We start from the raw sequence: 19655 nt of genomic DNA on the forward strand, positions 1-19655 counted from the left end.
CCTAGCCTCTATTTTCACAGATCATCAAGTATATCGCCTTCACCAAGTATCAAAACTTCATCAATCGAAGTTTTACCCGACAATGCTAATTCCATGGCAGATTCCATTAATGGTTTATAACCTTCACTTTTTCGTGCTAATTGAGTAAAAAGCACGGCATTATTTTCACGTAATGCATCCATCATATTTTGACGCATCTCAAGTAATTCAAACACACCAATTCGGCCTTTATAGCCACTAAAATTACAACTATGACAACCTCGACCATGACGAAATAATCGTTTTTCATACTCAGGGAAGCGTTTTTCCATCCATGTCAGTTGACTTTCATCTAGCACATCATTTTCTATACAATCAGGGCAAATACGACGAACTAAACGCTGGGCTAATACTGCTCGAACAGAACTCGCCACTAAATAACCCGGTGCTTCCATATCGATCATTCGTAATGCACTATCGATAGCGTCATTGGTGTGTAGTGTTGAAAGAACAAGGTGACCAGTTAATGCCGCTCGCAAACCAATTTCAACGGTTTCTTGATCGCGCATTTCACCAATTAAAATCACATCAGGATCTTGACGTAAAAAAGTTCTTAAAATAGAAGAAAAGGTTAAACCAATTCGATTATTTACTTGAACCTGATTCACTCGAGGTAAGCGGTATTCCACCGGATCTTCAGCCGTGATCAGCTTTTTACCCGGTTTATTTAATTCATTTAAGGCGCCATAAAGTGTGGTTGTTTTACCTGAACCTGTTGGCCCTGTGACTAACAGCATTCCATGTGGTCGTTTTAATTGACGACGAAAACGGTCAACTAACTCTGCAGGCATGCCAATTTCATCAAGGCTAAGAATACCCGCAGATTGATCTAATAATCGCATTACTACCGACTCACCGTGCTGAATCGGCATGGTAGAGATACGAACATCAACTGAATGATCTCGTACTTTGATATTAAAACGACCATCTTGTGGTAGCCGCTTTTCAGATATATCTAAACCACTCATTAATTTCAGACGTAATACTAATGCAGCAGAGACACTGCTTTCTTTTAGTAACGTTTCATGTAATAGCCCATCAATCCGCTGCCGAATACGTAATACATCAGCGTCAGGTTCAATATGAATATCCGATGCTCCCACTTGTATCGCATCTTCAAACAATGAATTAATTAACTTAACGACCGTCACTTTTTCTTTATCGGTATCTTCCATACCATAAGAAAAACCTTGATCTGATTGGTGCTCTGCTTTCAACTGTTCAGCAAAAGAAGCAATTTCTTTAGTTCGACGGTAATAACGATCAAAAGCCGCGAGTAATTGACGTTCAGGAGCGATGACTAATTCAACACGATAATCATGAAGGAGATCAAACACCGCTTCTTGAGAAGTCAAATCAGCAGGATCACTCATCGCAACTCGAACCGTATTTCCTTGTCGTCTAAGTACTAATGCGCGCAAACGACGCGCATTTACTTCAGATAATAAGGAAATACTATCAGGATCGATATCAATTCTAGTCAAATCAACTAAGGCAATACCTAATTGTTGAGCCAAGAATTGTAGCATTTTCGTTTCAGTTAAAAAGCCCATATTAATGAGCGTATCGCCAAGCTTCCTTCCCGTTTGTAGGTGTTTTGCTAGTGCTAAATCGAGATCATTTTGAGTAATAATATTAGCATCAACAAGAAGATCACCGAGGCGCTTTCGTAATCGAAGAGACATCATTAACTCCTTAATGTTGCTGTTTAATTGCATTCAACCGTTGTTGAATAAACAGTTGAGAAGAAGACGAAATATTTCCTACAGCTAACGCCTGATGATAAGACGCTAACGCTTTATTAATAGCCTTAATTCTTTCTTGAACAATAGCTAAACCCAACCACCAACGGCCATCTTTGGGGGCTCGTTGAATTAATTGTTGGTAACAAGCAAGAGCAATATTATTATTATTTAGCTGCTGAGCCAGTGCGCCACGCATAGCAAGATACTGGATGCTCATATAGCCACTTTTATCATCCAATACCGTTAGCGCTGCCTGAAACTGTGATTCATTAATTAATAATTTTGCCAATGTTAATCGTAAATCAGCTTGATTTGGCTGAGTAGCCAATCCTCGCTCAAGCGTTGCTGTCGCCTCCTGAATATTACCCATCCCATAATATAATGCGGCTAATTTTTGTCTGGCCATGACCCAATCAGGACGATAATACAAAGCTGACTCTAGATTTAAGGCTGCTTGTTTACTATTCTGCTGCTCTAAGGCTTTTTCTGCATTTAAATATTCAACCTTTGCCAATTCACTCGCTGTTAATGATACGGTCTCAATCGATAATTCACTTTTAATCGGAGGTGATACTTGTTTTTGATGCTCTTCTGCTAACGCTTGTTCATAACCATTATTATATCCATCATCATAAACACTTTGTTCATCATGATCAGTGATAATTGGTGAACCAATAACGTCCGTTGCTGCTATTACAGGTATAGTTACAGCACTCATCATCATACCAAAACAGCTCAAAATAACGCCATATAACGATATTAATTTTCTCTTTTTGGAAAAGTTTTTTATTTTCATCACAGTTTCTTTTTTATTAATAAAGGTCTGACCGTTAATAATAAATAACAAGTAAGACCTTTTAGATGAGCAAACAAAGTTATACGTTTCTATAAAAGAAACCGAAAAATAACTACTTAAGCTTCATCAGGAAACCATTGATTAATTAAAGAACGAGATCGGTCAATTTCTTGCTGCCATGTATGATCAGTAACAACGGTGGGTTTTAATAGAATAACTAATTCTGTTTTATGCTTCACTCTATTGGTATGGCGAAATAAATTACCTAAAACAGGAATATCACCCAACAATGGAACCTTGGTTACTTGATCGCTATAACTCGTTTTCATCAAACCACCAATAACAACAACATCCCCTGAACGAGCATGAATGATAGAGTCTGATTCGCGAATAGTACTCTTTGCTAATGGCAATTGATAAGTACCATACTTTTCACCTAAATCGACACTTTTAACATCATTTTTCACATCAACAACAACGGGATGTACATGTAATAGTACTCCACCTTTATCATCAATTTGAGGTGTAACATCAAGAGAAATACCAGAGAAGAAAGGAGTTAGTTGAATATCTGGAGCCGCACTACTATTATCACCAGAAACATTACTACTTGAAATATTGGTAACAAAATATTCATCACCACCTACTTTAATCACGGCTTTTTGGTTATTTGCGGCTGTCACTCGAGGACTAGATAATACATTTAAATCACCTTGAGTGGACAGAAAACTCATCACAGCACTAAAATTACCGTCAGTGATTGTTATATTGGCTTGTCCATCAACGATACTAGCGACTGCACCGCGAGCACCATTTACAATGGCGCCGACAGAGCCACCAAGGCTACTGGTCAAATTATTCCAATCAATCCCTTGTTGATAACCATCATCAAGTGTGACTTCCATAATTTTAGCTTCTAATACCACTTGACGTGTTAAACGTGTTTGCGACATACCAAGAAATTGTTTAACTTCTCGAAGTTCATTTGGATAAGCGCGTACTGAAATTAATCCAGCTTGAGGTGAGACCATGACATTACGGCCATCGCCTTTACCAATCATTCCACTCACTACTTTTTCTAATTGCGCCCAAAAATCACTCTTAGACGTTGTTTCAATTGTTGTACCACCATTAATGGTATTGTTATCACTATTATTGCTGCTGTTATTATCATTATCGTTGTTGTTATTATCACCATTATTGTTATTACTATTGCTATTATCATCGCCTGTCGTTGAACCAGTAGTAATCGATGTTAGTGACACGCCTTTACGTTGTAACTGTAAATAGTTAACAGGAATAACATCAGTACGTAATGATGCTGGAAAAACTTGAATGATATTACCTTGACGAGTAATGTGATATCCATAAATATTCGAAGCGACATCTAAAACATTATCTAAAGTAACGTCTTTTAATTTCATTGTAATTAAACCTTTAACATTAGGATCAATAACAATATTAAAAGGTGTGCCTTTAACTAAGCTCGTAAAAAAAACATTTGCATCAACATTCTTAGCATTTACACGAAAGCGTTTATCTAATACCTTATTAGATACTGGTTTATTTTCTAATGCAGGCATCAAATCAGCACTGACTGAAGGCGGTAATGTAAATTGAGGTAAACTGCTTGACTCATTAGTTGCGTTATTTAATGCTTGTTTTATATCTGTTGGATTATGGTGCCCCATATTAGTTGAACAACCAACTAATGATGAAATCATAATAGATAAAATGACTCGACGCATACTTATTTAACCTTTAATTTATTCTTATATTTTCAGCGAATAACGCCAATTGCCATTTTTTACCGCCACGACTTAAAGTGACAGTATTATCAGTAACACGTATTAACTTATACCCTTGAATGCTCCCACCTAAGCCAACAACAGTTCCGTTCAAAATAACGGAACAATGTCGTTCATCACAAATAATACTTTGTAATGCAGGTAGTGGAGCTCGAGGTATAATACGCACTTTACTATTATTATTTATCCATCCTAATGGCGCAGTCGGATCTTGTGCTGCAAATGCCGACTGCACAATAAAACCGATAACCAATAAAATTATCAATGTTATATTTTTAACCACCGATAAAATCCTTATTTTCGCCTAATGTATAAACTTTTAATTCAATATTAGCCAATGGGTATTTCTCAACTTGATAATTCAAGCTCAACCAATAATATTTAACAGGTAGTGCTTCTAATTTTTTTAAATAGTTAACCACATTAAAATAACTACCACTAAAATTCAGACTAACAGGATGAATAAAATATCCAACATCATTACCAGGAATTAATTGTTGCGATGGTAACGATGTCATAGCTTCTAACTTTAATTGAGAACTATGCAGTAATACCTGTTCTAGTAATCGAGTCATCTGCGCAGGTGTAACTAAACTTCCTATTTTAGTTTCAAGTTTTTTTTCTAATATATTATTTTTTTGTTTATATTTCTCTATCTTATTCTCAAATTCTTTATTTGGATTTATAGCTAATTTTCTTTTTGCTATAATTAATTCATTGCTGACGGTTTGAATATCATTATTCGCATTTAATAATGACGTTTTTATATTCTGAGATGTAACCATTTGAGGCTCAATAACAAGCATAAAGCCAATAAATATAATCGCAATCCATCCCGTAATAGCAATTAGCCATTGCTCTCGACGAGACAAAGCTAAAAAACGCTGATTTAATTCTCGCCACTGGTTCATTAATGAAAATCCTCAATCACATGTTGACTCTTTACTGCTTGTAAATTAAATGTCACCACATTTTTATCATTTCGTCCTAATGACATTTTTTGAAAGCGTCTATTCATTAGCGACGAATAACGATCAAATACCCCAATCCAGCGTGGAACAGCATCAGGAGTACGCGCCATACCATTTAAATCCATCAATTCTCCTGCAACATAAATATGCTGTAAGGAAATATCACCATTAGAGGCATCAGCTAGTTGATTTAGCAATTCTGCATAACCAACTTTTAAACTATCATCATGTTTATAAATAGCTTTTAAAGCATTTTCTTTCGTTACTAATTCAGTCTCTAATTTTTTAACTTGCGATGCTTTAACTGGGTCAACCACCATCGAAGCAATTTTATCCGTAGTTAAATAAAGTTGTTGTTTTTCTGCCGCTAGTATCGATAACTGTTGATCCAATTGTGTTTGTTGTTCCATATTTTGCCATTGATTAACACCAAACCAACTTATAAAAATAATAAAGAGTATTCCCCAACTAATAGCAAGGTTAGAAAATGTCACCCACTCTTTAAGCGGTAATAAACTATCACGATATAAGTTTAAAGTAGAATGAGAAGAACGTTGTAAAGCTGCCCAACCAAGTCGATATATATTACAATCAATATCAATTGCAACATCATCGATCACTTTGACATTAATATTTAGACGCTGATTTAATTCCTGTGCTAATTTTTCGTTTTGTTGCTTGTTACAACTAATAATCAATTGATTAATAGCATCACCACGTAATTGCGCACTAATATAATCTAATGATCGTTGTAATTCTAACGCTAAATTATCTAGTTGCTGTTGACGATTTTCTACTAATGATGTGTCTAATGTTGATAATGAAACACCGCGTAATTGACGTTGAAAGCAAAAATTTTGCTCATGAAAAGCTGTTAATTGAAGTTCATCACTTTCATCACTATGAATAATTAACTGATTACGATTAATATCAGTAAAAGCGCTCCAAACGACATCTTCAACAGTAACATCATTAACATTACATCCAGCATTATTACATGTTAGTACTATATCGGTAACTAATTGACGAGATGCAACAAAAACCTGGAGGTGTCCATTTACAATGGAAGGAAAACCATCAGCGATCAGATCAGCAGGAGAGTCATTAACTAAGTCTTTGATTAGAAAAGGTAAAGCAATAGGTAGTTCTTCAGCGCCTAAATTAGGTTGATCAATAATTAAACTCTGATATGAACCATGACCTAATACTATTTTTACCTGATAACCTGATAATTGGTGCTTAATAATTAAATCATGTGCCGCATTATTCCAATCAGATGCTGTAGATACTACAATACGATCAACAACAAAATAGTCATGATCGCGCCGAACAAGTGCAACCATCGTCTCATCAAAAATAAGAGATACGACAGATTTAGACCTGTTTTTTTTTAACAATTTAAGAAGGCGTTCTTTCATATGTACCTAGAAATAAATATATATTAAGTATGATCTTATTTAGTAACTAAATTGATTAAACTTAAGACGTTACGAAGCATAGTACATCATAAAATACTTTTTCAAAAATAGTCACGATAACAATTACAACCCATAAGTAATAAGATTAACTATAATAAATTTTATTTATATTTTTAATTCTTTAGCAAAAAGTCTCCCTTGTGCAGCAACAACACCAAGCTGTTGTAATACTCGCCATTCCTTATTCGTTTCTACGCCCGCCGCAATCACTTTTGCATTACTGTTGGCACAAGCTCCCAACATACTTCGAACGAATAATTGATTTTCTTGGCGCTGATGAATATCTCGTACTAAGCCACGGTGTAATTTAATGTAATCCGCTTGAATGTCTTTAATATAATAAGTACTGACAATAGTTTTGCCTGCTTGTGAAACAACAAGCTTACAACCCAGGCCGGTTAATACTCGTAATACAGGTCGAATCGCATCAATATGTTTAACCAACATGCTTTCTGATACTTCAAATAATAATCGATTTAATACTGGTCGAGGTAATTGCAATAATTCATCTCGCAGCCATTTAACAAATTTTTTATCCCGTAAACTGGTGGTGGTAACATTAACTGAATAACTATTATCTGCAGATTTTTGTTTTAATAATAATAAAGTTTGAGCAATAACCACCCTATCAAAACGAATCAAATAGCCAACTTGTTCAACTGCCGACATAAAATGGGAAGCTTTGATAATATCGCCATTATCATCAATAATTCTAGCTAACAAAGCGTAACTCATTATCCGATCATCTTCTGCCATAATAATAGGCTGCTGATATAATAATGGACCACCTTGAGTTAGCGTTTTATCAATCAATGTTCGCCAACGTACATTGCCGCGTGATTTATCCCATTGATGATCTTTATTAAAACTATTCCAACTGTTAGCACCTTGTAATTGCGAGCTGCGCAAAGCGGTATCAACTTCATCCATAATCCGTCCACGGCGATCGCCACCATGGAAATATGTCACGCCAATATGGCACCAATTATCTTTTTCCATTGGCAGTGGCGGTGATAATCGTTCAACAGCATTCAATAATTGATTGGTAAATGTTTTAATTTCTTTAGCGGGTTGCTGAGGAATCAGGATCGCAAACTCATCATCAAAATAACGCGCAAGGACGGTATCAGGAAAACGCTGAATAAAATTAGATAAAATAACGCTGATTTCCTGTAACAATTCATCAGCAATGGTTTTTCCTTGCTCGGTACACATTTCATCCCAATTACTTAAACGCAATAAAATAACGGCGCCATGACTATCTTGATCTTGTACCATTGATTGCAATCGACTATCGAATAATACCCGATTAGCCGTACCCGTTAATTGATCTAAAAAAGTATGAGTACGAATAAAAGTATCAAACCGACTTCGTTCTTGACGCGCGTCTTTAAGCTCACCAATTAATTGATCAAGAGCCAAACTTGCCGTTGCTGGCCATTCATAATCATTCCCTTCAGCATATTGATCAACACGTCCAGCCAAAATCATTCGCCCACGCTCTTCTAATAATTCAGAGCCATAAAGCTGAATCCGTAGCCAATGCACACCACGCATTAAGCCTAAGATAACAATCAACATTGCCAATGAAATTGAAGACATTGCACCCAAAGAATAAGTAAATTCACTATAAAGAGGGATCGCCGCAATCGTCACTTGATAACCTAGATGTGATGGCAATTGATATTGATGATGGTACATAATATTAGGATCCGGCACTCTCTGATTACCATTAAAATCAAATAATTGTTTCTTACCATCATTAATCGATAGCGTTACCACATTGCTTGCTTGTAACAACGTCGGCAGCCAACGTGGCAATGCTTGGGCGCCTTGAGAGTCTGCTAACTCCTGATCAATCACCGTTACCACTCCATCAAGGTAATGCACTAATGAATCTTGACCAAGTTTACGAAAACTCAATGCACCACCAATAAAAATCACTAAAATCGCGCAAATCACGATCATGGTAACAAAGGCAACTAAGCGATTTGTTAACTTCATCCTTGAGGCTTTTCTCATAGTATCCTTACTTTATATATACTATTAATATCAATAGGTAATCATCAAACGATCTTAATCATTTTTTCCTTGCTAAGCATACGCTACATTAGACCTGTTAATCGATTATTAATATTGTAATAAAGGAATAATACTTTCATGGACTGGATCACCTGTGCCAATAGCTTTATTACCGTGGTAGAACATGGATCATTAGCGCAAGCCGCAAACAAACTGAACACCTCAAGTTCTGCCCTATCAAAACGATTATCTTGGCTAGAAAAACAACTGGGAGTACAGCTGTTAAAGCGAACCACTCGCCATTTAACCGTAACAGAAGCGGGTCAATTGTTTTACCAACGTAGTGCCTTGTTAGTCAATGATTGGCAACAAATGTTAGCAGAAACAACTGCAACTTATGGTGAAATTGGTGGTATTTTACGTTTAGGCGCACCTCTTGCTACAGGAAGCCGCTTATTCGTCAATTATTTGGCTGAATTTAGCCATCGTTACCCCAATATAAAAATTGAGCTCCATACGGTGGCACCTGGACAATTACCCGATTTAAACCTCGATGTCTTCATCAGCCGTGAAATCACGGAATTTAACTCTTCTAGCTATATTGCAACTAAATTACTAAGTTACTGTAATGGCTTTTATGCTGCACCCGCTTATCTTGAAAATAACCCAAAAATCACCACCCCCGAACAATTATGTCAGCATAATTACTTACTATTTGGAGAACAAGATCACCAACAAGATCATATTTTTGAGCATAATCAACGGCTTTTATTGCAAGGTAACTTCATTACCACCAACCCAGAAGCGCTAGTCGCAGGGGCGGTTGCAGGAATGGGGCTGATTTTAACTAGCTGGCAAACAATAAAACGTGAGCTAGATAATGGCTTGTTAATTCCTGTATTACCAACGTTAAAACAACCAACCAATGCTATTTATGCTTACTACCCAAAATTAAATTATCATCACGTTAAAACGAAATTATTTATCGATTTTATCAAACAAAAAGCAGCCACAATGGAACATGCTTATTAATTATGTTTCCAAATAGCCCGTTATTATGGTTATCTTTAACGGCGAATGACTTCATCCGGGTCATTCTTGAGTGATTTAAATGACACCATTTTATTACCACTTAATACTTGAATATTTTTATTTTGTGATAATTGATAAATACTCAGCGATGGTAATTGTGTTGTTTTTACACCAATCCAATCAGAGAAAATTGACATAAAATCAAAGGCACTAATCTGCTTATTCAATATTGTATGTTGATGAATATTACTGGCAATTTCAATTAGTGGTACTTCATAATTTTGTTTATATAAATCACCATGCACTAATTGTGTCTTTCCTTTCATAGTGCTGACATTATTTAAACCATGATCAGAAAAATACATTAACGAATAACTATCTTGGGTTGCTTTTAAATCATTAATAATCGTTTTAATAATGGTATCTGTTTGATTATAAGTAGATAAATAACAAGAAAGATCTTTATCCTTTAGATTATAGCTGTCTTTTTTAATCCGATCGCAAAAGTTTTCATGGGACCCCATAATATGTACCACGATTAATTTAGAACCGTTATAAGGTTGATCTAATGCACGTTTGAATAACGGTAATAAAGCGTAATCGCTGGTATTATTGGTTAGGAAATTACCTTTTTTCAAAAAATGCTTTTCTGATGCATGAACAGCTATTGCTGAAACAGCCGTATCATAATCACCAATAAAGCCTTGATTTGAAAGCCATATTGTTTTCATTTTAGCGGCATTGGCTAAGGTAATTATGTTATTAGCAGGATGTAAATCTAAACCACGACTGACACCTAATGTTCGTGGTAATGATACCGCAGTATGAGATGCCGCCGATAAATAACCATTCACAAATACCCCCGGAGTTGTCGCTAAAAAAGGCGTGGTATTAAGTGGATAACCATAACTCGACATATAATCTTTGCGCATACTTTCACCTATGATTAAGACATAGGTTTTATAGCGTGGTTTCACATTTAAAATAGTCCAATTAGCAGTTTGATAAATGCTATTTTTCAATACTTCAATTTGCTTAATATAGTGTTCTGTACTTTTATAACAATGGCTTAAAAATAGACTCAGTGATGAAAAATAAAAACAGATACAGCCAGAAATAAAAGCTAACTTACGCCACTTAAATTCAAATTCAACTCTAATTAAATAATAACTAAATGCTACTAATAAAATTATATTAAGGATCCATACCTTTAGTGGAATAGCGAATAAAAATTCAATACTTTCACGTTTATTAGTTTCAAATAACGATGCAATAATTCCGATATTCGGGTGACCATAAATATAACCCGTTTGAAAATACAATGTCGCAATCAAACCAATTGGAAAAATAAGCAGCCATTTTAACCATCGTTTAGATGATAAAAATATCAATGCTAAAAATAAGCATCCACCTACTATTAGTATAGTATCTTCATACCCAACTCCAATAGTAAATAATAAAGATAATAATAATGTAATGACGACATCTAAATATTTCATAAATATAATAGACAAAAATAATGACAGAGAGAATATTCTAACGTAAGCATGATACTTTTGACACACAAAAAACCCAGCATTTCTGCTGGGTTAGTATTAAATCTGGTAATTAAAAGTGTTTATTCTTACACTTTTAAATTATATAAGAGCTAGAACGGGATATCGTCGTCAAAATCCATTGGTGGTTCATTATATTGCTGTTGTGGCTGTTGTGGCTGTTGTGGCGCCGATTGTTGTTGCTGAGCTTGCTGTTGTGGTGCGTAATTTTGCTGTGGCGCAGCAGCAGGTTGTTGAGGCTGTCCCCAGTTACCTTGATTCTGCTGTTGTTGACCACCCATTGGTGCACCTTGACCGCCATTACGGCCGCCTAACATTTGCATCACACCGTTAAACCCTTGAACAACCACTTCAGTTGTGTATTGATCTTGCCCTTGTTGGTTTTGCCATTTACGGGTTTGTAATTGGCCTTCGATGTACACTTGTGAACCTTTACGTAGATACTCACCAGCGACTTCTGCTAATTTGCCAAACAATGCTACACGATGCCATTCAGTTTTTTCACGTTGCTCACCGGTAGACTTATCACGCCAAGATTCAGAGGTTGCAATAGTAATGTTAGCTACTGCACCACCGCTAGGCATGTAACGAATTTCTGGATCATTTCCTAAGTTACCGATTAAGATAACTTTATTTACGCCACGACTGGCCATAGTTCACTCCAAAGCTGATAGCGACGGTTTTAGGTATTCATAGCCGCTTAGTGAAAGTTTATACTTAATCTTACAGTTTATCATGCCAGCAAGGCTAAGGCATAGCGCCAAAGTATGGCTGAGGGCGCAATTATCCATGTCAAATACAATATAGATAACAACGAAATTATAAGCGCCGTCTATATCACTCTTTCCATATCGAAATTCAATGAATAAAACTGTCATTTTTATGACACTTTAAAACCATTTTAAATATAGAACAATGGTACAGTTAACAATATAAAAAATTGTTATTATATAAATATTTGCTAAGTTTATTTAGTCATAAAGTAATTTATTGACTTAAATATTATAGTCAAATCTAATTATATTAAAAACAAATAAATACTACATGAATATAATAAAAATAAGGTTATAACTTTTATAAACAATAAAATATCATAAATATATTTTGTGAGTCTAAGAATGATATTAAGTTGATTTATAGTTTAAAATCTCTAACATTAACACCTGATTTATTTTAGCGTTAACAAAACAATAACGATTATTGTTTTGTTAATTCTCAAAAACGAAATTAGCAGATAGGTTTCAATCTGCACTCGCACATTATCAATTACATTAAATCTAGGAAACACTATGATCAAGAAATGTCTATTTCCAGCAGCAGGCTACGGCACTCGTTTTCTTCCAGCAACAAAATCAATGCCAAAAGAAATGATGCCTATCGTAAACAAACCTCTAATTGAATATGGTGTTGAGGAAGCGATCCAGGCAGGCATGAACGGTATGTGTATCGTTACTGGTCGTGGTAAAAATACTTTGATGGATCACTTTGATAAAAACTACGAGCTAGAGCATCAAATTAGCGGTACCAATAAAGAGGAACTTTTATTTGATATCCGCCGTGTAATTGATTCAGCTCACTTTACTTATATTCGCCAAGGTGAAATGAAAGGCCTAGGTCACGCTATCCTTATGGGTCGTGAGTTAGTCGGTAATGAACCTTTCGCTGTTGTACTTGCTGATGACCTTTGTGTAAACGAAGAGCAAGGCGTATTGGCTCAAATGGCCGCACTTTATAAGCAATTCCGTTGTTCAATTGTTGCTGTTGAAGAAGTTCCAGAAGAAGACACACATAAATACGGTGTGATTGCAGGTCAAATGATTCGTGATGATCTATTTCGTGTTGATAACATGGTAGAGAAACCAGAGCCAGGCACTGCGCCAAGTAACCTTGCAATTATCGGTCGTTACATTCTAACACCTGATATTTTTGACATCATCGAAGAAACAGAACCCGGTAAAGGCGGTGAGATCCAAATCACTGATGCTCTACTAAAACAAGCACAATCTGGTTGTGTATTAGCATACAAATTTAAAGGTAAGCGTTTTGACTGTGGTAGTGTTGATGGTTACATCGAAGCAACAAACTACTGCTATGAAAATATTTACAAAAAAGACCAATCTTCTAAGCTGGCACAGCAACAAACTAGCAAGAAGTAAGTCGTCTCTATATTTAAGAAATCCCGCTCTGTAGCGGGATTTCTTTATCGTTACTGTGTTTTTATTCAGTATCTTTTGCTCATTAAATCCGGCTATGAAATACTACTCACTAACAATTAAGCAAAACAATAGTGATAGGTATGGATTACATAGAAGTACAGGGTGCGCGCACCCATAATCTCAAAAATATCAATATTTCCATTCCTCGCGACAAGCTCGTAGTTATCACGGGCTTATCAGGTTCGGGAAAATCATCTTTAGCATTTGATACTTTATATGCCGAAGGTCAACGGCGCTATGTCGAATCACTGTCGGCTTATGCTCGTCAATTTCTATCGTTAATGGAAAAACCTGACGTTGATCATATTGAAGGCTTATCACCTGCTATTTCCATTGAACAAAAATCAACCTCACATAACCCCCGCTCTACCGTCGGTACAATAACTGAAATATATGATTATTTACGTTTGCTTTATGCACGCGTAGGTGAGCCTCGCTGTCCAACCCACAATGTTACTCTTGCCGCACAAACCGTTAGTCAAATGGTTGATCAGGTACTTGCTATGGACGAAGGCAGTAAACTGATGCTACTTGCGCCAATAGTAAAAGAGCGCAAAGGCGAACATGTCAAAACTCTCGCCAACCTTGCCGCTCAAGGTTACATTCGAGCGCGTATTGACGGTGATGTGTGTGATCTTTCCGATCCACCAACGTTAGAACTCCATAAAAAACACACCATTGAAGTCGTTGTTGATCGATTCAAAGTACGTGATGATCTGCAATTACGGTTAGCAGAATCGTTTGAAACAGCATTGGAGCTTTCTGGTGGCACGGTAATTATTGCCCCCATGACAGCTGGCGATACTTCAGAACAGGTCTTTTCGGCTAATTTTGCCTGTCCACATTGTGGCTACAGTATGCAAGAGCTTGAGCCGCGATTATTTTCGTTTAATAACCCAGCGGGGGCTTGTGGCACTTGTGATGGTTTAGGGGTTCAACAATATTTTGATCCTGAACGCGTGGTCCAAAATGGTGAACTCAGTTTAGCGGGTGGTGCAATTCGTGGCTGGGATAAACGTAATTTTTACTATTTTCAAATGCTCAAATCATTAGCTGAACATTTTAAATTTGATGTTGAAGCACCTTTCGATACTTTACCTAAAAAAATTCAAACACTGATTTTAAATGGTTCTGGTACTACCGATATTGAATTTAAGTACATTAATGATCGTGGTGATATTACCGTTCGTCGGCACCCATTTGAAGGTATTTTAAATAATATGGAACGCCGTTATCACGAAACAGAATCAAATTCTGTCCGTGAAGAACTGGCTAAATTTGTATCGACTAAGCCTTGTGCTAGCTGCCATGGTTCTCGCCTACGCCAAGAAGCACGTCACGTTTTTATTGGTGAAACCAACCTGCCACATATTTGTGATATGAGCATTAGTGAAGCATCCGCTTTCTTTGATAGCTTAGCATTAACAGGCCAACGAGCTCAGATTGCTGCTAAAATTCTCAAAGAAATCAATGAGCGTTTAAGTTTCTTAATCAATGTTGGTCTCAACTACCTCAGTTTATCTCGCAGTGCCGATACCCTTTCAGGTGGTGAAGCTCAGCGTATTCGACTCGCAAGCCAAATTGGTGCTGGATTAATGGGCGTGATGTATGTCCTTGATGAACCCTCAATTGGTCTCCACCAGCGTGATAATGAACGGTTATTAAAAACCCTAATTCATCTACGTGATCTTGGTAATACCGTGATTGTGGTTGAGCATGATGAAGACGCTATTCGAGCGGCTGATTATGTGATTGATATCGGTCCAGGTGCCGGTGTTCATGGGGGCGAAATTATTGCCGAAGGTAGTGTTAAAGATATATTAAAGTCCAAAAAATCATTAACAGGACAATACCTTAGCGGTAAAAAAGCAATTGCAATTCCAGCACAACGAGTACCATTTGATCCCGCAAAAACAGTCAAACTTTTAGGAGCCAGCGGTAATAATCTTAAAGATGTTAACGTCGAAATTCCAGTTGGATTACTAACCTGCATCACGGGTGTTTCGGGATCAGGTAAATCAACCTTGATCAATGATACTTTCTTTAAGATCGCTCACCAGCGACTCAATGGTGCCACAACAGGTACACCAGCTCCCTATAAAGAAATTCAAGATCTAGAACATTTTGATAAAGTGATCGATATTGATCAAAGCCCAATAGGCCGTACACCTCGTTCAAATCCCGCTACTTATACGGGCATTTTTACCCCTATTCGTGAATTATTTGCAGGAACACAAGAAGCCCGCTCTCGCGGTTATAAGCCTGGTCGTTTTAGCTTTAACGTTCGCGGTGGACGCTGCGAAGCGTGCCAAGGTGATGGTGTTATCAAAGTTGAAATGCACTTTTTACCTGACGTTTATGTTCCTTGTGATGCGTGTAAAGGTAAACGCTATAACCGTGAAACATTAGAAGTGCGCTACAAAGGCAAAAGTATTGATGAAGTTTTACAGCTTACCGTTGAAGATGCACATCAGTTCTTTGAACCCGTTCCAGCAATTGCACGAAAATTGAAGACATTAATCGATGTCGGTTTATCGTATATTCGCCTCGGACAAGCAGCAACAACCTTATCAGGTGGTGAAGCACAGCGGGTTAAACTTGCTAAAGAGTTATCTAAACGTGATACAGGTAAAACCTTATATATTTTAGATGAACCTACAACAGGCTTACACTTCCACGATATACAGCAGTTATTAACGGTGCTACACAAGCTACGTGATCGCGGCAATACCATCGTGGTTATCGAACATAATCTCGATGTAATAAAAACCGCTGATTGGGTGATAGATCTCGGTCCTGAAGGCGGTAATGGTGGCGGTGAAATAATCGCAACAGGTACTCCAGAACAAGTTGCACTTGTTGCAGGCTCCCATACAGCAAGGTTTCTTAAACCTCTACTTAACATCTAATTGTAAAGTGTAATTAAGCCCTATCAAACAGGTTGGCAATAGTCAGCCTGTTTGCTTTTTACTCAGGACTCACCATGTCAGTGTTACAACTTCAAGGTACGAAATTAGAACAGAAACGAATGTCTAAACCTTTACCTTTAGTACGATTATTCTTAGCCAGCATTGGCGTATTTTTTATCGTTGCAACGCACTACTTTCAACACAATCCTGGCGGTTCAGGACTTGAGCTGTCTTTTAATGCCAGTGCTTGGATTCCATTTAGCTTTGCTATTGGTTGCGGTCTGTTAGAGATTTGCCGTCAAAAAATATGGCGTTATTCTCGTATGACGTTAATTTTATTTGGTAGCTGTCTTCTACTGTCACTTCCCATTTTTTATCCTGATACCAATGGCTTTGCCGTTTCCAATCGCTTACTTACCCTCTGGGCTGGTTTTCTATTTTTCGTTAGCTTACAACAGTTTGTTTTTACTCATAATCAACGTCAACGACTATTATGGTTTATCACGATTGCGGTATTGATCGAAGCAGCTTTTGGATGGTATCAATTTTTAGGATTATCAACCCACAACCGTTTTGGTTATGACGTTATTGCTAACCGCCCTTACGGTATCTTTCAACAACCCAATGTGATGGCGAGTTTCTTAGCCACGGGACTAGTTATTGCCGCTTATCTATTAGCGCGCTTATCTCGCTATAGAGGTAAATGGGCATGGCAGCATCTAATCATATTAGCTGTTCCCGTTATGACTATTCCTTTATTGGTGGTACTTAACTCACGCACAGGTTGGTTAGGTGCAAGTATAGGCTCATTATTAATGCTGCCTTACTTGTTTCGCTTTGCAGCAAGATATCAACAACGTATGTGGGGGTTAATGTTATTATTAGGCATGGCATTAGCATGGCAATTTAGTTCTACTACCAACAGCTCTTTTTCGCAGGATGTTCGTATCACATTAGATAGTCCACGAGAAATACATATACCACAAGCTTATGAAATGTTTACCACTAAGCCTCTAACAGGTTATGGCTATGGTAAATTTGAAGTCGCTTATATCACTCAAACTGCATTGTGGCATCAACGTGATCCGTCACATCAACACGCAGGGATCCCGAGTTTAGATCATCCACATAATGAATTACTTTTTTGGGCTGTAGAAGGCGGAATTGTACCGTTGTTGGGCTTAATCATCGCAGCGTTAGCGGTCATGACTAGTATCAAAAAAGCCCCAAATGGTACTCAGTTAGCGTTAGTTGGCTTATTTTTCCCAATCGTGTTACATACGCAACTGGAATATCCTTTTTATCACTCACTTGCCCATTGGATCATATTTATTATTTTGATCTTCTGGGTCGATAATCTCACCGCCAAATACCACCGCTATCAAACCCAATATATACTCGCACTTAAAGTCAGTGCCATCACGATACCAATAATGGTGACCGGTTTTATGGTAACCACCTTATATTCAGGATGGTTACTAACTAAGTTTGAGACAACGCAGCCAGTTGATATCAATTATTTAGTCAAAGTGAATAATCCATGGGCATGGCAAGATCGATTTGAATGGGATTTACACCTCACTCAATTACAAGTAGGAATCGCCACCAATAAACCTCAATTAGTAACTGATTATATTATTTGGGCTAACCAAAAAGCCCACACATGGCCACGACCAGCGTTATATCAAAATCTTATTTTGGCCTATAATAATCAACATAAAACAGCTCAAGCAGCACAAGTTACAGCAGAAGCACAGCAGTTATTTCCAGGAATAACACTCTCAAGAGCGGCCACAGCAACAGCTTCTGCAGCAAAATAATAATATGTTAACCACCATCAATGGCGATCACGATCACGATCACCATTGATGGTTAACATCATCCTTATTTTAATGTGCTTTCAAGCGCTTTAAGACACAAAGCGACATTTTCACTGCGTGCAGCATAACCCATCAATCCAATCCGCCATGCTTTACCTGCTAGTGTGCCTAATCCAGCACCGATCTCAAGATTATAACGCTCTAATAACGTCGATCTTACCGCGGCGTCATCGACACCTTCTGGAATATAAACCGCATTAAGCTGAGGTAGCCTATATTCCTCTGCAACCACAAATTCAATCCCTAGCGCTTCAAGTCCAGCCTTTAATTCAAGATGCGTCCGTTGATGTCGTTGCCAAGCTTGCTCTAACCCTTCGTTATGTAACAACACTAAAGCTTCATGTAGAGCGTATAAACTATTAACAGGCGCAGTATGGTGATAACTACGTTTACCTTCACCACTCCAATACCCCAGCACTAAACTTTGATCTAAAAACCAACTTTGCACTGCTGTTTTACGTTGCTGAATTTTATTTATAGCTTGCTCGGAAAACGTCAGTGGCGATAATCCAGGTACACAAGATAAACACTTCTGACTACCAGAGTAAACCGCATCAAGTTGCCACTCATCCACCAGCAACGGTACGCCACCTAAAGATGTTACGGCATCAACAATGGTTAAACAGCCATACTTTCGTGCAATTTCAGCCAAGGTTTTTACATCAGATAGTGCGCCCGTTGACGTTTCTGCATGTACAAAAGCAACAATTTTAATATCAGGATCGGTCTGTAATGCTTGTTCAACCAAAGCAGGAGATACAGGTTCCCCCCATGCATTATCAACCATAATGGCAATACCACCACAGCGTTCAACATTCTCTCGCATACGATCGCCAAATACACCATTACGGCAAACTAATACCTTATCTCCGGTTTCAACTAAGTTAACAAAACAGGCCTCCATCCCCGCACTGCCCGGCGCTGACACCGCAATCGTAAACGTATTTTTCGTTTGAAATGCATATTGTAGTAGCTGCTTGAGCTCATCCATCATTTTAATAAATAGCGGATCAAGGTGACCAATTGTCGGTCGGCTTAGTGCTTGTAATACTTGTGGATAAATATCAGAGGGTCCCGGCCCCATAAGTGTTCTTTGAGGCGGTATAAAACTGGTGATAGGCATAGATTCAACTCCATTAAATCATGATTATTATCAATAGGGTGATGGAAAGATTAATCGTTATTACAGAGTATTAGAGCAAT

14 protein-coding genes are annotated in these 19655 nt (G+C 37.4%); 4 read left to right on the plus strand and 10 right to left on the minus strand.

Going from position 1 to position 19655, the window contains the following annotated elements:
* Positions 1–14: 14 nt before the first annotated feature.
* From Q0V26_RS10510 to csrD, 7 genes are all read right to left on the minus strand, one after another.
* On the minus strand, positions 15–1724 hold the full coding sequence (locus tag Q0V26_RS10510; protein ID WP_297481608.1) for an ATPase, T2SS/T4P/T4SS family: 1710 nt from the start codon (positions 1722–1724) through the stop codon (positions 15–17).
* Between the two features lie 10 nt (positions 1725–1734).
* Positions 1735–2502: a tetratricopeptide repeat protein gene (locus tag Q0V26_RS10515; protein ID WP_297481610.1), complete on the minus strand. Its 768-nt coding sequence runs from the start codon at positions 2500–2502 to the stop codon at positions 1735–1737.
* A gap of 194 nt (positions 2503–2696) precedes the next feature.
* Positions 2697–4328 carry a pilus (MSHA type) biogenesis protein MshL gene (mshL, locus tag Q0V26_RS10520; protein ID WP_297481612.1) on the minus strand — a complete coding sequence of 544 codons (1632 nt, stop codon included), beginning with the start codon at positions 4326–4328 and terminating at the stop codon, positions 2697–2699.
* A gap of 13 nt (positions 4329–4341) precedes the next feature.
* The gene (locus Q0V26_RS10525; protein ID WP_297481614.1) at positions 4342–4671 is read right to left on the minus strand and encodes an MSHA biogenesis protein MshK; all 330 of its coding nucleotides are present in this window, start codon (positions 4669–4671) and stop codon (positions 4342–4344) included.
* A complete protein-coding gene (pilO, locus tag Q0V26_RS10530; protein ID WP_297481616.1) occupies positions 4664–5299 on the minus strand; it encodes a type 4a pilus biogenesis protein PilO in 636 nt (211 codons plus the stop codon). The genes Q0V26_RS10525 and pilO overlap by 8 nt, the downstream gene beginning before the upstream one ends.
* Positions 5299–6702, minus strand: a complete 1404-nt coding sequence (locus Q0V26_RS10535; protein WP_297481618.1) for an MSHA biogenesis protein MshI — start codon at positions 6700–6702, stop codon at positions 5299–5301. Before Q0V26_RS10535 ends, pilO begins: the two co-directional genes overlap by 1 nt.
* A 240-nt stretch (positions 6703–6942) precedes the next feature.
* A complete protein-coding gene (gene csrD / locus Q0V26_RS10540; RefSeq protein ID WP_297481620.1) occupies positions 6943–8859 on the minus strand; it encodes an RNase E specificity factor CsrD in 1917 nt (638 codons plus the stop codon).
* Positions 8860–8997: 138 nt separating this feature from the next.
* On the opposite strand from csrD, the gene Q0V26_RS10545 reads away from it, so the two are divergent.
* Complete coding sequence (locus tag Q0V26_RS10545; protein WP_297481622.1) at positions 8998–9891, plus strand: LysR family transcriptional regulator; 894 nt, start codon at positions 8998–9000, stop codon at positions 9889–9891.
* A gap of 35 nt (positions 9892–9926) precedes the next feature.
* On the opposite strand, the gene Q0V26_RS10550 is transcribed toward Q0V26_RS10545, so the two are convergent.
* Together Q0V26_RS10550 and Q0V26_RS10555 are read right to left on the minus strand one after the other, a co-directional pair.
* Positions 9927–11390: a phosphoethanolamine transferase gene (locus Q0V26_RS10550; protein WP_297481624.1), complete on the minus strand. Its 1464-nt coding sequence runs from the start codon at positions 11388–11390 to the stop codon at positions 9927–9929.
* Between the two features lie 149 nt (positions 11391–11539).
* On the minus strand, positions 11540–12100 hold the full coding sequence (locus Q0V26_RS10555; RefSeq protein ID WP_297481626.1) for a single-stranded DNA-binding protein: 561 nt from the start codon (positions 12098–12100) through the stop codon (positions 11540–11542).
* A gap of 636 nt (positions 12101–12736) precedes the next feature.
* Here Q0V26_RS10555 and galU point away from each other — a divergent pair.
* The 3 genes from galU (at position 12737) to Q0V26_RS10570 (ending at position 18392) form a co-directional block, all read left to right on the plus strand.
* The gene (gene galU / locus Q0V26_RS10560) at positions 12737–13603 is read left to right on the plus strand and encodes a UTP--glucose-1-phosphate uridylyltransferase GalU (RefSeq protein ID WP_297481628.1); all 867 of its coding nucleotides are present in this window, start codon (positions 12737–12739) and stop codon (positions 13601–13603) included.
* Positions 13604–13743: 140 nt separating this feature from the next.
* Entirely contained in the window at positions 13744–16572 is a 2829-nt protein-coding gene (gene uvrA, locus Q0V26_RS10565; RefSeq protein WP_297481630.1) for an excinuclease ABC subunit UvrA, read from the plus strand.
* A 74-nt stretch (positions 16573–16646) separates the two neighbouring features.
* Complete coding sequence (locus Q0V26_RS10570; RefSeq protein WP_297481632.1) at positions 16647–18392, plus strand: Wzy polymerase domain-containing protein; 1746 nt, start codon at positions 16647–16649, stop codon at positions 18390–18392.
* A 64-nt stretch (positions 18393–18456) separates the two neighbouring features.
* Here the strand turns inward: Q0V26_RS10570 and Q0V26_RS10575 are convergent, their stop codons facing one another.
* The gene (locus Q0V26_RS10575; RefSeq protein WP_297481634.1) at positions 18457–19575 is read right to left on the minus strand and encodes an alanine--glyoxylate aminotransferase family protein; all 1119 of its coding nucleotides are present in this window, start codon (positions 19573–19575) and stop codon (positions 18457–18459) included.
* Positions 19576–19655 lie beyond the last annotated feature (80 nt).

The sequence above is a fragment of the uncultured Photobacterium sp. genome, from assembly GCF_947039875.1.
In the GTDB taxonomy this organism is placed as follows: domain Bacteria; phylum Pseudomonadota; class Gammaproteobacteria; order Enterobacterales; family Vibrionaceae; genus Photobacterium.